At 65.5% G+C, this 15,556-nt stretch carries 14 protein-coding genes and 2 pseudogenes; 6 read left to right on the forward strand and 10 right to left on the reverse strand.

All coding sequences use genetic code 11. The annotated features are described in order from the left end of the window. Nucleotides 1–663, forward strand: coding sequence for a molybdenum ABC transporter ATP-binding protein (gene modC, locus AB8Z38_RS20625; protein WP_369719683.1), 663 nt, complete (start codon nucleotides 1–3; stop codon nucleotides 661–663). A gap of 143 nt (nucleotides 664–806) precedes the next feature. On the opposite strand, the pseudogene AB8Z38_RS20630 reads toward modC, so the two are convergent. After that, a pseudogene (locus AB8Z38_RS20630) lies at nucleotides 807–2,599 on the reverse strand (potassium/proton antiporter). A gap of 232 nt (nucleotides 2,600–2,831) precedes the next feature. On the opposite strand from AB8Z38_RS20630, the gene AB8Z38_RS20635 reads away from it, so the two are divergent. Both AB8Z38_RS20635 and map read left to right on the forward strand, forming a co-directional pair. Beyond that, nucleotides 2,832–4,148, forward strand: a complete 1,317-nt coding sequence (locus AB8Z38_RS20635; protein WP_369719684.1) for a mechanosensitive ion channel family protein — start codon at nucleotides 2,832–2,834, stop codon at nucleotides 4,146–4,148. Nucleotides 4,149–4,276: 128 nt separating this feature from the next. Next, nucleotides 4,277–5,094, forward strand: a pseudogene (map, locus tag AB8Z38_RS20640) (type I methionyl aminopeptidase). 27 nt (nucleotides 5,095–5,121) lie between these two features. Here map and AB8Z38_RS20645 read toward each other — a convergent pair. Further along, nucleotides 5,122–5,715, reverse strand: coding sequence for a bifunctional transcriptional activator/DNA repair enzyme AdaA (locus tag AB8Z38_RS20645; protein ID WP_369719685.1), 594 nt, complete (start codon nucleotides 5,713–5,715; stop codon nucleotides 5,122–5,124). Nucleotides 5,716–5,816: 101 nt separating this feature from the next. Here AB8Z38_RS20645 and AB8Z38_RS20650 point away from each other — a divergent pair, with 101 nt between their 5' ends. Next, complete coding sequence (locus AB8Z38_RS20650; RefSeq protein WP_369719686.1) at nucleotides 5,817–6,782, forward strand: DMT family transporter; 966 nt, start codon at nucleotides 5,817–5,819, stop codon at nucleotides 6,780–6,782. A gap of 74 nt (nucleotides 6,783–6,856) precedes the next feature. After that, entirely contained in the window at nucleotides 6,857–7,570 is a 714-nt protein-coding gene (gene radC, locus AB8Z38_RS20655; RefSeq protein ID WP_369719687.1) for a DNA repair protein RadC, read from the forward strand. A 47-nt stretch (nucleotides 7,571–7,617) separates the two neighbouring features. On the opposite strand, the gene AB8Z38_RS20660 is transcribed toward radC, so the two are convergent. After that, complete coding sequence (locus tag AB8Z38_RS20660) at nucleotides 7,618–7,923, reverse strand: glycine zipper domain-containing protein (RefSeq protein WP_369719688.1); 306 nt, start codon at nucleotides 7,921–7,923, stop codon at nucleotides 7,618–7,620. Between the two features lie 159 nt (nucleotides 7,924–8,082). Beyond that, nucleotides 8,083–8,457 (reverse strand): hypothetical protein, encoded by a 375-nt coding sequence (locus AB8Z38_RS20665; protein WP_369719689.1) that lies wholly within the window; start codon nucleotides 8,455–8,457, stop codon nucleotides 8,083–8,085. 306 nt (nucleotides 8,458–8,763) lie between these two features. Between AB8Z38_RS20665 and AB8Z38_RS20670 the strand changes: the two genes are divergently transcribed. Beyond that, a complete protein-coding gene (locus AB8Z38_RS20670) occupies nucleotides 8,764–10,353 on the forward strand; it encodes a peptidoglycan-binding protein (protein ID WP_369719690.1) in 1,590 nt (529 codons plus the stop codon). On the opposite strand, the gene AB8Z38_RS20675 is transcribed toward AB8Z38_RS20670, so the two are convergent. The 6 genes from AB8Z38_RS20675 to AB8Z38_RS20700 form a co-directional block, all read right to left on the reverse strand. After that, nucleotides 10,350–11,618 carry an RNA polymerase sigma factor gene (locus AB8Z38_RS20675; RefSeq protein ID WP_369719691.1) on the reverse strand — a complete coding sequence of 423 codons (1,269 nt, stop codon included), beginning with the start codon at nucleotides 11,616–11,618 and terminating at the stop codon, nucleotides 10,350–10,352. The two genes, AB8Z38_RS20670 and AB8Z38_RS20675, sit on opposite strands and share 4 nt — an antisense overlap. 31 nt (nucleotides 11,619–11,649) lie before the next feature. After that, a complete protein-coding gene (locus AB8Z38_RS20680) occupies nucleotides 11,650–12,057 on the reverse strand; it encodes a YciI family protein (RefSeq protein WP_369719692.1) in 408 nt (135 codons plus the stop codon). 124 nt (nucleotides 12,058–12,181) lie between these two features. Next, nucleotides 12,182–12,874 carry an AprI/Inh family metalloprotease inhibitor gene (locus AB8Z38_RS20685; RefSeq protein ID WP_369719693.1) on the reverse strand — a complete coding sequence of 231 codons (693 nt, stop codon included), beginning with the start codon at nucleotides 12,872–12,874 and terminating at the stop codon, nucleotides 12,182–12,184. After that, nucleotides 12,874–13,863, reverse strand: a complete 990-nt coding sequence (locus AB8Z38_RS20690; protein ID WP_369719694.1) for a 2-hydroxyacid dehydrogenase — start codon at nucleotides 13,861–13,863, stop codon at nucleotides 12,874–12,876. The genes AB8Z38_RS20685 and AB8Z38_RS20690 overlap by 1 nt, the downstream gene beginning before the upstream one ends. Continuing rightward, nucleotides 13,863–14,663, reverse strand: a complete 801-nt coding sequence (locus AB8Z38_RS20695; RefSeq protein ID WP_369719695.1) for an ABC transporter permease — start codon at nucleotides 14,661–14,663, stop codon at nucleotides 13,863–13,865. The genes AB8Z38_RS20690 and AB8Z38_RS20695 overlap by 1 nt, the downstream gene beginning before the upstream one ends. 14 nt (nucleotides 14,664–14,677) lie before the next feature. Beyond that, nucleotides 14,678–15,493 carry an ABC transporter ATP-binding protein gene (locus tag AB8Z38_RS20700; RefSeq protein ID WP_369719696.1) on the reverse strand — a complete coding sequence of 272 codons (816 nt, stop codon included), beginning with the start codon at nucleotides 15,491–15,493 and terminating at the stop codon, nucleotides 14,678–14,680. Nucleotides 15,494–15,556: the final 63 nt, after the last annotated feature.

Genomic DNA, 15,556 nt, shown 5'->3' on the forward strand with positions numbered 1-15,556 from the left:
ATGCTGCGCGTCGACGTCGAAAAGCAACTCGGTGAGTTCTCGCTTTCCGCATCCTTCAAAAGCGAGGGCCGCGTCATCGGCCTGTTCGGTGCGTCCGGGGCCGGCAAGACCTCGCTGGTCAACATGATCGCGGGCCTGCTGCGTCCCGACCGCGGCACCATCGTCATTGACGGCGAGACCGTGGACGACACCGCGGCCGGCATCCACATCCCCACCTGGCGCCGCCGCGTCGGCTATGTGTTCCAGGACGCGCGGCTGTTTCCGCATCTCAATGTCGCGCAGAATCTCGACTATGGACGGCGGATGAATCGCGTGCTGCCCGATCCGGCGCAGCACAAGCGCGTCGTCGACCTGCTCGACATCGGCGCGCTGCAAGGTCGCCGCCCCGGAAAGCTCTCCGGCGGCGAGCGCCAGCGCGTGGCGCTCGGCCGCGCGCTGTTGTCCAGGCCGCGCCTGTTGCTGCTCGACGAGCCGCTCGGGGCACTCGACGAGGGCCGCAAGCTCGAGATCCTGCCCTATCTGGTGCGGTTGCGCGACGAGGCCAACGTGCCGATGGTCTATGTCAGCCACGACGTCGCCGAATTGCGCCAGCTCGCGACCCAAATCGTGATGCTGAAGCAGGGGCGGGTGACGTCGCTTGGCGGGGTGAAGGTGCTGACGTGAGGGTGCAGCCCGCCGCCATCGTCATTGCGAGCGCAGCGAAGCAATCCAGAGTCTTTCGGCGGCGGCAGTCTGGATTGCTTCGCTGCGCTCGCAATGACGGGGTTGGCTCCGGCCTGCCAAACTCAATGCGGGCTGCGTAGCGGCTAAACCCCCGCCACCGACGTCCAGAGATCCGCGAGCTTGCGCCGCAGCGCTTGCCGGCGCGTCAAGGGCGCGGGCGTTTCCTCGTCTTCCGGCAGGCGGAGGCCGACGACGTTGACGCGGCCGCCCGAGATGCTTCGCGCCACAAGCACGATCTCGTCCAGCGCGAGCTCGGCGCCCTCTTTCGGCGCGCGATCGAGGTTGATGTCGAACCAGTCGGCCAATGTCAGTTTGGCTTCGTCCTCACTCACCTTCACGCCGTAGATCTCGGCGAGTTCGGCCAGCGTGTGTTCGCCGGAGACCATGAAGTCGCCGAGCAGATGCGGGTCGGGCGCCGTGCTCGGCTGCATGTCGACGAAGAAGCGGTCGAGCGACTCGGCCTTTTCCGGCGGGGCCAGCAAATAGATGTAGTCGCCGGGCGCGATCGGATCGGCTTCGACGGGCGTCAAGATGTTCTCGTTGCGGATCACCAGCGTCGGCTTGGACCAGGACGGGATCAGGCCGCGGCGGAAATACAGGCTCTTGGGCCGCACCGGATAGCCGACGAGCTGCTGCTCGAGTTGGCCAGGCAGGTCGAGCTCGACGCGGCGCGGCCCGCGCTCGGCGCGGGGCAGCGCCACGTGCAGCTTGCGCGCGGCGGGTGCCAGGGTCCAGCCTTGCAGCAGGAGCGAGATGATGACGACGACGAAGGCGACGTCGAAATAGAGATAGGCCTTTGACAGGCCCACCAGCATCGGGATCGAGGCCAGGAAGATCGCGACCGCACCGCGCAAGCCGGTCCAGGCGATGAAGATCTTCTCCCGCCAGTTGAAGCGGAACGGCGCCAGGCAGACGAACACGGCAAGCGGCCGTGCCACCAGCATCAGGACCAATGCGACCCCCACCGCCGGCAACGCACTGGCGCCGAGCCGGCTTGGCGAGACCAGCAGGCCGAGCAGCACGAACATCACGATTTGCGCCAGCCAGGTCGCCGCATCGAGGAAAGCCACCACCGAATTGTGCGCGCGCGTCGGCCGGTTGCCGATGACGATGCCGGCGAGATAGACCGCGAGGAAACCCGAGGCGTGCATGATCTGCGAGCCGCCGAAGATCACCAGCGCGGCCGTGGTGACAAACGGCGCATGCAGGCCCTGCGGCAGCGCCACCTGGTTGAGCGCGATGACGACCAGGCGCCCGCCGATCACGCCGACAATGGCGCCCAGCACCGCCTCCTGCGCGAACTCCATCAGCACGTGCGTGGCCGTGCCCGTTCCTAGCGAGATGTATTCGACCAGCATCAAGGTGAGGAAGATCGCGAACGGATCGTTGGTGCCGGATTCCACTTCCAGCGTCGCACCAACACGCGGGCGCAGGCGCAGGCCCTGGGTATGCACCAGCAGGAACACCGCGGCGGCGTCGGTCGAGGCCACCACGGCGCCGACCAGCAGCGACTCGGTCCAGTTGAGGTCGAGGGCATATTTCGCGAACGGCGCCGTGATCAGCGCGGTCAGGAGCACGCCGACGGTTGCGAGCATCACCGACGGCGCAAGCACGGTGCGGATGCTGGCAAAGCGTGTCCTTAAGCCGCCGTCGAACAGGATCAGTGCCAGCGCCACCGAGCCGACCAGATAGGTGGTGCGGACGTCGTCGAACTGCAGCTGCCCGGGTCGGAATCGCCCGCCAGCATGCCGATCGCGAGGAAGACGAGCAGCAGCGGCGCGCCGAAGCGCAACGCAAGCAGGCTCGACAGGATACCGGCCATGATCAGGACGGCGCCGAGCAGAATGGCGATGCTGACGGAATCGAGAGAGGCCATCCACCTTCCGGTTACAAATCGCTGGCAAATCGCTGGCAAATCACTGGAATGGCATCCTTATCGTCGGCAGACTCCCGCGCCAACATATTTTCTCCCGCTCGCGGCGATCTGCCCGTATTTTGCGGCCTTAACGCGCGTCGGAGGGCGGTGTATCGATGGTCCCGCCGCTGCCTTTGTGGGATTCTGCTTCTCCCTCGAATCAATCCCGACCGCTTCCCGACGAGACCTCCGGATGGACATGGACCTCAAAGACCTCATGGAGCTCGTGCAGACGACCGCGCGCGGCGTCGGGGCGGAAATCTCCTCGCCCTGGTTCTACCTGCAATTTGGTCTGATTCTGGTGGCGACCGGGATCGCCTATGCGGCGGAGGCCGCCGTTCGCAACCGCGTCGACATGACGTCGCTGGCGATGGGCTGGCCGCTGCCGCTGCGGCACTTCGTTCGCGTCATGGTGTCCAGCGCCTCGGCGGCGGTGTTCACCCTGGTCGTGATCATCTCGCGCATCGTGATGTACCATGCGACCTGGCCGAGCCGCAGCTATCTGCTGATGGTCGCCGCCAAGCTCGGCTTGGCCTGGCTCGCGATCCGCCTCTTGACCTCGGTGCTGCGCAACGAATTCATCGTCAAGCTGGTGTCGATTACGGCGTGGTTCGTCGCAGCGCTGTCCATCCTCGGCCAGCTCGATGCCACGGTCGAGCTGCTGGACTCCTATGCGATCGTGCTCGGCGGGCTGCGGCTGACGCCGCTGCTGGTGCTCAAGGCCGGAGCGCTCTTGATCATCGCGCTCTGGTTCACCAACGTCGCCAGCAATTTCGCCGAGAGCAAGATCAACTCGGCCTCCGACCTGACCCCGTCGATCCAGGTGCTGCTGGTCAAGATCATCCGCATCGGACTGCTCGCCGTCGCGATCGTGATCGCGCTCGGAACGGTCGGCATCGACCTCTCGGCGCTCGCGGTGTTCTCCGGTGCCGTCGGTGTCGGCATCGGTATCGGCCTTCAGAAGATCGTGGCCAATTTCATCTCGGGTATCATCCTGCTCGCCGACAAGTCGGTGAAGCCGGGCGACCTCGTCACCATCGGCGACAATACCGGACGCATCAGCGCGATGAAGACGCGCTATATTTCCGTCGCCGCCGGCGACGGCCGCGAATTCCTGGTGCCGAACGAGGATCTGGTGACGCAGAAGGTCGTCAACTGGACCTATACCGACAAGAACACGCTGGTGAAGATCACCTTCGGCACCAATTACGATGCCGATCCGAAGCTGGTCTGCAAGCTCGCGATCGACACCGCGGCCGCCCACCCCCGCGCCCAAAAGGCCAAGCCGCCGAACTGCATCCTGACCGAGTTCGCTGAAGCCGGCATGAAGTTCTCGCTGACCCTCTGGCTCGCCGACCCCGACGGCATGGACAACGTCAGGAGCGACGTGATGCTGGCACTGTGGGACGCCTTCAAGCGCGAGGGCATCCGGGTTCCCTATCCCGTCCGCGAAATCCGCGTCCGCGGCGGCGCGCTCCCGGTGGAAACCACCGTAGAAGTCCCGAATTGAGCCGGCTTTCGGGCGCATGCCCGCCAAGCTTGGCTTGCATGAAGGCCCGCGATCATTAAATTGGGGCCTGAAATCAGACCCTTGCGCCCACCTCGATACCGGCTCCGTGCCGAGAAGACCGCATCCGCATGAGCTACGTCGAAGCCACCGATACCTCGCTCCGCAAAACCGGACAGATCAAGCTGCATGGGCCGAGCGCGTTTGCCGGCATGCGCAAGGCGGGCGCGCTGGTGGCCAAGTGCCTCGACGAACTGACCGACATCGTCGGGCCCGGCGTGCCGACCGAGCGCATCGACCAATTCGTTCGCGACTTCGCCTTCAGCCACGGCGCCTATCCGGCGACGCTGATGTATCGCGGCTATCGCTACTCGACCTGTACCTCGCTCAACCACGTGGTCTGCCACGGCATGCCCGGCGACCGTCCGCTGAAGGAAGGCGACATCGTCAATATCGACGTCACCTTCATCCTCGACGGCTGGTATGGCGATTCCAGCCGGATGTATGCGGTCGGCCCGATCGCGCGCAAGGCCGAGCGGCTGATCGAAGTGACCTACGAAGCCATGATGCGCGGCATCGCCGCGGTGAAGCCCGGCGCCACCACCGGCGACATCGGCCACGCCATCCAGAGCTTCGTCGAGCCGCAGGGCATGAGCGTGGTGCGCGATTTCTGCGGCCACGGCCTCGGGCGCATGTTCCACGACGAGCCGAACATCATCCATATCGGCCGGCCCGGCGAAGGCGTGCAGCTCAAGCCCGGCATGTTCTTCACCATCGAGCCGATGATCAATCTCGGCAAGCCGCATGTAAAGATCTCTCCGACGGCTGGACCGCCGTGACCCGCGACCGTTCACTCTCGGCGCAGTTCGAGCACTCCGTCGGCGTCACCGCCACCGGCGTCGAGATCTTCACGCTGTCGGAGCGGCACGGCGAGAAGCAGATCGGGTAACGTGTAGCTACCGCTCGATCGCATCGCCTATCGCCGGCGGAACGACGACGGTGGCCGCTTGTAGGTCGCCGCAAAAGCATCGTTGAATCGGCGAACGCTGCCGAAGCCTGCGGCGAAGGCGATTTCGGCCAACGTCATCTCGGTTTGATCAATCAGACGCTTGGCTTCCTGCACGCGGCGGGTTGCCGCGATCTCGCTCGGGCTCGCACCGGCATGGCGCATGAACAAGCGCAGGAGATGGCGAGGTCCGACCCCTAGGGCTTCCGCGAGGTCCACCACCGACGCGCGATCCAGAAAACCGTCGCCGATCAGCCGCATCCCACGTGCAACGGTGGTGGCGGTTCCCATCCAGGCCGGAGATCCTGGCGCCGCTTCCGGCCGGCAGCGCAAACACGGGCGAAAGCCGGCCCGTTCGGCGGCGGCCGCGGTAGCATAAAAGGTGACGTTCTCCGAGCGCGCCGGGCGAACCGGACAGACCGGGCGGCAGTAGATTTTCGTCGAGCGAACGCCGGAAAAGAACAGGCCGTCGAAGGCCCGCGAACGCGACAGCCGCGCCCGATCGCAGGTTTCCCGGTCGAGATGCGGGGGCAGCGCTTGCCGATGTGCCGAGCTTGTCGCCATGGCGGAAGAATAATACCCGCCCAGCACGCCGAGTAGTTGAAATCGGACTCGATCGGGCGATGAGGTCCGAATTCAGCCAGCCTGCGCCGTCGCTCTGGATCATGTTGCCGATCAACTCCGGAGCAAATCGCATGAGCACACAGGCGCCACGGGCAACATTAGCGCAAACCACGATTACCCCGGAGATTGGGCTTCTGTTGCTCCTTTCTTTGATCTGGGGCAGTTCGTTCACGCTGATCAAGGTAGCGATTCCCACGGTTCCACCGTTCACGATGGTCGCCGCGCGTGTCGCGATCGCGGCAATTCTGCTCGCTTTGATCTCCGTGGCGCAGGGACACTCACTCCCGAGACAGGGCCAGGTATGGGCTGCTCTCTTCGTCCAGGGGCTGCTGCAAAGCGCGCTGCCCTTCACCCTGATCAGTTGGGGTGAGATTCATATCGCGAGCGGTCTTGCCGGCGTGCTCAACGCCAGCCCGCCGATGTTCGTGCTTTTGATCGCGATGATGACGCAGCGCGGGCGACGGACGATCAGCGGCCGCAAAATCGCCGGCGTCTGTCTTGGCCTGGCCGGAGTGGCGGTAACGATGGGCATCGGCGCGCTCTCCGGGATCGGCACGGCGCCGGCGCTTGCGCAATTGGCCGTGCTCAGCGCGAGCCTCTGCTACGCGCTCGCACCGATGTGGGGACAGCGGTTTTCGAAACTCCCCGCAATCGTTACGGCGGCCGGCGCCATGACCTCCGCCGCGATCGTAATGATTCCCGCGGCCGCCATCCTCGATCAGCCCTGGCAATTGACCCCCACGGTGCAGGCGATGGCCGCGGTCCTCGGCCTTGCGATCGTCTGTACTGCCCTCGCAATGGTGATCTATTTTCGGCTGATCCATACACTAGGCCCGCTCGGCACGACCAGCGGGAGTTACCTGCGCGCAGGATTCGCGGTGGCACTCGGCAGCGCTCTGCTAGGCGAGCGCTTTACCTGGTCGATTCTGTGCGGAATGGTGCTCATCGTGCTCGGAATAGTGGCTGTTACAATGCCTTCGCCGAAGCGAGACGCTGGTGCCGGCTGAAACCGGGCGGCTAGAACAGCGGCGCCGCAATTGGCGGTTGCAAAAGCGCCGGTCCGCGGCAATGCTGGCGGCCGATGCCCGCCAAAGCCGACCACGACAAGAGCAAGCCGGAGGACGCGCCGCACTATCTCGGCCATCGCGAGCGGCTGCGCGAGCGCTTCTATAGCGCGGGAGCGGATGCGCTCAGCGACTATGAGCTGCTGGAGATGGCGCTGTTTCCGGCATTGCCGCGGCGCGACACCAAGCCGCTTGCGAAGGCGCTGATCAAGACTTTTGGTTCATTCGCCGAGGTCGTCCACGCACCGGTGGCGCGGCTGCGCAAAATCGAGGGCGTAGGCGAAGGCGCGATCAACCAGCTCAAGCTGATCGCCGCTGCTGCGCACCGGGTCGCCAAAGGCGAGGTCAACAGCCGCAACGCTCTGTCGTCCTGGAACGAGGTGATCGACTATTGTCGCACCAGCATGGCGTTTGCCGACAAGGAGCAATTCCGGCTGCTGTTTCTCGACAAGCGCAACCAGCTCATCGCCGACGAGGTGCAGCAGACCGGCACGGTCGACCACACCCCGGTCTATCCGCGCGAGGTGATCAAGCGCGCGCTGGAATTATCCGCAACCGCGCTGATCCTGGTGCACAACCACCCCTCTGGCGATCCCTCGCCGTCGCAGGCCGACATCCAGATGACCAAGGCCATCATCGACATCGCCAAGCCGCTCGGGATTTCCGTGCACGACCACATCATCGTCGGCAAGGGTGGGCATGCGAGCCTGCGCGGGATGCGGCTGATTTAGTTGCCGCTCACGGTTCAACTGCGTGCCCGCTGGAAGCGGATGACCGCTCAGTAGCAATACCGGGGATCGACGGGGACATAGCGGCCGTCGGGGCGCTGCATGTAGCAGCCGCGCTGATAGGCGTAGTATCCGGAGCGGCGGCGCTCGCCTTCGGAGGCGATTGCGGCACCCGTGCCGGCGCCGACGACGGCTCCGATCGCCGCGCCACGGCCGCCGCCAAGCGCGCCACCAACGATCGCCCCACCGACGCCGCCGAGGATGGCACCGCCAATTGCATCCTGCGCCACTGCTTCATGGACCGGCATCGCCATGGCCACGGTCAGACACGCCGCAATTCCAAGACCACGAAGCATTCCAAGCCCTCCATTGTGCTGAAACACGTCATAGCGCCGCCAGCGGATTCGAGCCAGAACAATCGCAGATCGCGGGGTTGACGCCGTGCGCGACGGCGCCGGAGTCCGGGCTCGAAGGCATCCCAGACCGCATGCGATGCAGCCGCCGCCAACATCATCTCAGGGCTTGACCCAGCGCTCCACGGCTTCGACGGTGTCGGCCGGCGTCGTGTTGAAACAGATCGCCGCCTCCGGTGCGAGCCGGTGGACCAGATTCACAATTCTCTCGAACAGCAGTAGCCGTTGCCTGGGCTCGCGCAGGCCGGCTCCGATGACGATGCAGTCGAAGCGCTCATCGCGCAACGCTGCCGTCACGCTGGCTTCCGCGGTCGCGTCGAGATCGATGAGGCAGCTTGTGACCTCGTAGCCGAGATCACGCAGGCGCAGGAGCTGCGCCTCGATATAGGTACGCACGAGCTCCGGCGTGAGCTGCGGAAACGCGCTGTAATCCGCACTTCCAGGCTCGATGCCGATCGCGAGGACGCGATTGACCAAGCAGGTCTCCTTGCCAAACAAACTCCATAGCTAACGGACGACCGGCCTTGCCGGTTCCCCGACTGGCGCAGTCGTGTCGTCGGCCGGCCGCTTCGGACTGCACTGCCGCAATCGGGGTTCTCGTGACCCTGGCCACAGCTGCTCCGCTGATTTCCCGCCGAGCGTGTAAGCCATTTCACATACCCCGGAGCGGCGGCCTGCCACATTCAGCGGGCCACGCCGAGAGCCCCTGCCCGCCGATGGCACGCGGCTCGCGCCTGACTTGCACGACGAACCAATATTTTATGAATTCGCGGGAGCGGGAAAATGGTGTCATTCGAGACTCTGAAGAGCGAATATGAGCGAAACTGGGCCAATCTCGAGATCCGGCCCGCACGCCTCGCCGAAGCCAACGCCGTCGCGCGCAAGGCGATCAATGGCAAGGCGAGCTATCAGCAGGTCGAGCGGCTGACCGGGGTGCCCTGGCACTTCGTCGCGCTGTGCCATTATCGCGAGTCCAATTTCGATTTCGACACCTATCTCGGCAACGGCGAGACGCTACATCGCGCGACATGCCTGGTCCCGAAAGGGCGCGGTCCGTTCGCCTCGTTCGTCGACGGCGCCGTGGACGCGTTGAGGATCGAGAATTTCGTCGGAACGCAGGACTGGGGCGCCGCGCGGACCCTGTTCAGGCTCGAGTGCTTCAATGGCCTCGGCTATCACGCCAAGGGCGTCAACTCGCCCTATCTCTATGGCGGCTCGACCCTCTACGGGCCGCCCGAGGCACGCGCCGGCAAATTCGTCGCCGACCACGTCTTCGACCCGGGCCATGCCGACTCCCAGCTCGGCACCGCGGTGATCCTGCATGCGATGATGTCGCAGGATTCCTCGATCACGCTCGACGGCAGCCCGCCGATCGCCGGCCGTTCCGAACCCGACGACGACATGGCGCCGTCGGTCCTGCTGATGCAGCAGACGCTCAACAAGCTCGGTGCCAATCCGCCGCTCGACGAAGACGGCATCTGCGGACCGAAGACCAAGGCCGCCGTCTCGCAATTCCAGCAACGCAACGGCCTGAAAGACACTGGCCTGCTCGACGGCACCACGATTGCCGCGATCACGAAGGCCACACCGCCAGGACCGGTGGCGGTGCAGCCTCCTGACCTATCCAAGATCCTCAAGCGGCTGGAAGACCTCACGCAGGTCATACCGCCGGCGGCGACAACACCGGCGGGCACGACGTCGGGAGCATCGCCGGTCGAGCTGTCGCAGATCCTGAGCCGACTGGAAAACGTGGCCCAGCTCCTGCAGCCGGGCGCGGCGACGCCGACAGGTGCAACGCCGGTCGCGGGCCCGCTGACAGGAACGGCGCCCGGAGCGCAGCCCAACCAGCTCTCTCAAATCCTGAACCGACTCGAGAGCCTCGCACAGCTGTTGCAACCGGGAGGAGCCACAGCGGCAAGCATACAGCCCGCGGCCAACAATGCAGTCAGCGTGCTCGAACGGCTGTTCTCTCTCGTCAGCAACTCGGCTCCCGCACCCGGAACGGCGGCGGCAAATCCGGTTGCGACCGACCAACTCAAACAGGTGGTCGACCTGCTCAGCGGTTTGCTCAGCAACAAGCCCGTCCTCGGCCAGGTCAATGGCGCGCTCGGCGACACCATCGGCAATCTCCTCAACGGCAAGAAAACCGCGATTGGCATCGGCGGGTCGCTCATCACTGCGCTGCTCTCCGCGGTAACGGCAAGCCCGAACGCGGGAGGTCTTGCCGGGCTGTTCGGGACGATCGCCTCAGCGGTCCCGGGCCTGAGCCAGTTCGCGCTCCCGATCTCGCTGGCGCTCACAGCCTGGGGCGTGCTCGGCAAGATGGAGAAATGGGCGCAAGGCACCGCGCCGCCGCCCAAGCCGACATCCTAGAGAGGCTCGTCGCGGAGGGCCTCGGCGCGGCGCTGCATCAGCGCACGTTCGCGGCCGTTGGTCGCGAGCTGCGCGGCGGCCTCGAACGCCAGACGTGCCTCTGCAAGGCGTCCGAGCTTTTGCAGGAGGTCGCCACGAACCGCCGGCAGGTGATGATAGGCCGTCAGCGCCGGCTCGCCGGCGATCGCATCCACGATATCAAGTCCGGCCTGCGGTCCCTCGGCCATCCCGACCGCGACCGCGCGATTGAGCTCGATGACCGGTGAGCGCACCAGCCGCGCCAGCTCGGCGTAGAGCTGCGCGATGCGCCGCCAATCGGTGCTGGCAGCCACATCCGCGGTGGCGTGACACGCCGCGATGGCGGCCTGAAGCGCGTAGAATCCGCTCGCGCCGCCGAGCTCGCCGGCGCGTTCGAGCGCGCGCAGGCCGCGACGGATCTGCAACCGGTCCCAGAGCATGCGATCCTGGTCCATCAGCAGAATGGGATCGCCGTTTGCATCGGTGCGCGCATGCAAGCGCGAGGCATTCAGGTCCATCAGGGCGACGAGGCCATAAACCTCGGGCTCTTCCGGCGCGAGAGCGACGAGCACCCGGCCCATGCGCAGCGCCTCGTCACAGAGTTGCGGCCGCAGCCATTCCTCTCCCCGCGCCGCGAGGTAGCCCTCGTTGAAGATGAGATAGACAACCTCCAGCACCGAGCCGAGGCGCTGTGACAACGCCTCGCCGCTGGGGGTCTCATAGGCGAGGCCGGATTCCGACAGCGTCCGCTTGGCGCGGACGATGCGTTGGGAGATCGTTGCTTCCGGCACGAGGTAGGCACGCGCGATCTCCGGCGTGGTCAAGCCGCAGATCATGCGCAGCGCCAGCGCCGCGCGGGCCTCGCGCGACAGGATCGGATGACAGGCCGTGAAGATCAACCGCAACAATTCATCGCCGATGTCATCGTCGAGCGCGGCATCGAAATCCGGCACGGTCGCCTGCTCCTGCAACATGTCCCGCGCCAGCATGCCGTGCTTGTCCGCGAGCATCTTGCCGCGGCGCAGATGATCGAGCGCCCGCCGCCTGGCGGTCGTCATGAGCCACGCGCCGGGATTCTCGGGCACGCCCATGCTTGGCCAGGCTTCCAGCGCCGCAACCAGCGCGTCCTGGGTCAGCTCCTCCGCAAGCGGCACGTCGCGCAGCATCCGCGACAGCGTGGCGATCAGCCGCGGCTGCACGACACGCCAATTGGCGCGGATGACGCGATCGATGTCGGCGGCGGTCATCGCCGCCGACCGGGGTGGACTGTCTCAGCCATCAGGCGTGGGCGGCTACCCCCGCGCGCGCGTCGACCTCGCAGGCCACGTCCACGCCCGGCGTCGCAAATGCCCGCAATTCACACGTGCCTTCCCAGCCCGGCATATGGTCGAGGTGCAGCTGCATGAATTCCTTGGCCATCGTCAGGGCCTCCTCCTTGTCGCGCAGCTCGAATATCGCATAGCCGCCGATCACCTCCTTGGCCTCCACGAACGGGCCGTCGATAACGCTGAGCTCGCCATCGGCGACATGCACCCGCGCGCCGGTCGCGAGCGGCATCAGGCCCCCATTGTCGAGCATCCGGCCGGCCCTGATCTCCCGCTCGGAAATCCGCTGCATCGCCTCCATCAGCGCAGGCGACGGGCCCATAGGGGGCTTCGGGGAGGTGACGATGTACATGAAGCGCATGCAAAACTCCTGTTGAGGCGAGACGCCGCCGTTTCGGCCGCAAAATCAGCTCGCTAGGGAGATGACGGTCCAGCCGACGCCAGATCGACACAAGTCATGAAAAAATTCGAAAGCCGGGCGGCGCCTACTGCCGCAGCAGGATCAGGGGATCGGCAGTATCGGGCACGCGCCGCCACTGCGCGTTGTCGTCGGCCTCGAACTGCCAGGCCTCGCCCGTCTTCGACAGCAGGATGATCTGGCCGCGCTCCAGCCGCCATTGGGTCGGGTTGAACTGCGCAATGGCCGCGTCGCATTTTGGCTTGAGGAAGACCTGGAAATTATCCGGGCCGGCTTCCGTGTTGGTCAGCGTCAAGCCGCAGACCGGCTGACCGTTGCCGCGCACGATCGACCAGTCGCCGATCATCTGGTCCATCGACTTGGCCATCGAGCGGGCGGCGGCGAGGTCTTGCAGGATGTAGACGCCCTCGCCCTGCCGCAGGCCTTCGAAAATGCCGGCCTCGACCTCGGTGAAGTCGATCACGGATTCACCGGTGGCATCCTGCAGGCGAACGATGTCGAGACCCCTGACGCTCCAGGCGACGATGTCCTTGGTGAACGGCAGCGCGGTCTTGCAGGCCGGCTCGAGCTCGAGCTTGAAACCTTGCCCGGTAGGATCGGCTTTCATGGTGACGACACAGGTCTTGCTGCGTTCGGTGGTCGAGAGCTCCCACTGCCCGACCATCTCTTTCTTCAGCGTCGTCGCATCCTGCGCCCGCGCAGCGCCGATTGCGGCAAGAGATGCCGCGACCGCCAATGCGAAGACCCGGACAGCGATCATCAGCGCCCCTTGACCGGCGTTTCCGCAACCGGCGTCAGCGGCGCCTTGCCGGCGAACCAGGCCTTGAGATTGTCGACCACGAGCTGGTCCATCGCGTTGCGCGTCACCACCGACGCCGAGCCGATATGCGGCAGCAGGATGACGTTCTGCATGGTCTTGAGCTCGTCCGGCACGTTGGGTTCGGCCGCGAACACGTCGAGGCCGGCGGCGAGGATGGTGCCGGACTTCAGTGCCTGCACCAGCGCCGGTTCGTCGACGACGGAGCCGCGCGCCACGTTGATCAGCACGCCGCGCGGGCCGAGCGCCTTCAGCACCTCGGCATTGATCATCTTTTCGGTAGACGCACCGCCGGGCACGATCACCATCAGCGTGTCCACCGCCTTCGCCATCTCGATCAAATCGGGATAATGCTTGTAGGAGACGTCCTTGGACGGATTGCGGGTGTGATAGACCACGGGCACCAGCGACGCATCGAGGCGGCGTGCGATCGCCTGGCCGATCCGGCCCATGCCGACGATGCCGACCTTGCGGTCGCGCAGCGAGCCGACGCTGAGCGGATAGTTCTGAGTCCGCCACAGGCCGGAGCGCACATAGCGGTCGGCCTTGATGAATTCGCGCAAGGTGGCGAGCAGCAGGCCCATCGCGACGTCGGCGACCTCCTCCGTCAAGACATCAGGCGTATTGGTGACGACGATGTCGTGCTCGGCCGCATATCTGGCATCGACGTGGTCGTAGCCGACGCCGAAGCTCGCGACGATCTCGAGTTTCGGCAATTGCGACAGCGAGTCCTTGTCGGCGCGGACGGTATGATAGGTCACGGCCATGCCGCGGATCTTCTCGCGGACCGCCGGCGTCAACCGCTCGAGATCGCCTCGCGTCTCAGCCTTGTGCACGACGAAATGATCGGAAAAACCGTTCTCGAGGATCGGCCGCACCGGCCCATAGATCAGGAGGTCGATCTTGTCGGACGAAATCGAACCGGCGGTCATCAATTTTCCTTTCCAAGCGCGCTCTCGTGCCAGCGCCGTAAAACGAGGTGGGAAACTAGCGCCAGCACCCCATAGATGACAATCCCGGCCAGCGACAACAACAGCAGCGCTGCGAACATGCGGGGTATGTTCAACCGGTAGCCGGATTCGGCGATTCTGTAGGCCAGTCCGGAGCCTGCGCCCGCCGTTCCCGCCGCAATCTCGGCCACGACAGCGCCGATCAGCGACAGTCCACCGGCAATGCGCAGGCCGCCGAGGATGTAAGGCAGCGCCGCCGGCAGCTTCAGGAAACGCAGGGTCTGCTGTGGCGAGGCGCCATAGAGCTGGAACAGTCCCGCGAGGTTGCGGTCGACCGAATTCAGCCCGAGCGTGGTGTTGGACAGCACCGGAAAAAAGGCGACGATGAAGGCGCAGACGACGACCGCGGTCTGCTGCTCCAGATAAATCAGCAGCAGCGGCGCGATCGCGATCACCGGCGTGACCTGAAGCACGACGGCGTAGGGGAACAGCGAATATTCCACCCATTTCGACTGGTTGAACAACAGCGCCAGCGCGATGCCGCCAAGGCTCGCCGCGACAAAGCCTTCCAGCGTGGTCAGCAGCGTGGTCGCGAGCGATTGCGACAGCACCGCCCAGTCCTTGATCAGCGTCAGGAAGATGGCGGACGGTGCCGGCAGCACATAGGGCGGGATCTCCTTGACGCGAACCACGAGTTCCCAGACCATCAAGCCGGCGGCGAACACGATGACGGGCAGCACGAAGCGTACCGCGCGTTGCGCGCCGGACGGTCTGGTAGTCATGGCGGGCTGCGCGTTCATAGCACCGACTGCCCCAAATAGGACGGCGCCAGCGCGGCCGACACTTTCCGGCAATAATCGGAATAGGCGACCGAGGTGCGAAACTCCTCGGCCCTCGGCTCGATTGTCTCGATGCGGATGTCAGCCTGAATGCGGCCGGGCCGCGCCGTCATGACCACGACGCGTTGCGACAAATAGACGGATTCGAACACCGAATGGGTGACGAAGATGATGGTCTTGCGCAAGCCCCGCCACAGCGCGAGCAAATCGTCGTTGAGGCGGAAGCGCGTGATCTCGTCGAGTGCTGCGAACGGCTCATCCATCAGCAGGATATGGGGATCGGTGACGAGCGCGCGCGCCAGCGACACCCTCATCTTCATGCCGCCCGACAATTCGCGCGGGAAGGCTTCGGCGAAATCCGCAAGCCCGACGCTCGCCAGCGCCGCGTCGGCACGCGCGCGGGCCTCGGCTTTCGGGATGCGCGCAAGCTTCAAGGGCAACCGGACGTTTTCGCGCACGCTGGTCCAGGGCATCAGCGTCGGCTCCTGGAACACGAATCCGATACCATGGCCCGGCTGCTGCGGGCCCTCGCGATGCGCGACGCGCAACGCGCCGGACGACGGTGCAGCGAGCCCCGCGATCAGCCGCAGCGCGGTCGACTTGCCGCAGCCGGAAGGGCCGAGCAGCGAGATGAACTCGCCCTTGCGCACGGCGAGATCGAGCGGGCCGAGCGCCATGACGCCATTGTCGTAAGCCTTGGTCACGCCGCGCAGGCTCACGGCGAGCGCCGTCAGGCCGGCTTCGACCCCGGGCGAGGTCTTGCCCTCTACCATTGCGCGTTGGATGTGAGTTGCTGAGCCGAGCTGCCCACCTCTCCCCAACGGGGAGAGGTCGCG

Origin of the sequence: Bradyrhizobium sp. LLZ17 (assembly GCF_041200145.1) — a bacterium.
GTDB lineage: Bacteria > Pseudomonadota > Alphaproteobacteria > Rhizobiales > Xanthobacteraceae > Bradyrhizobium.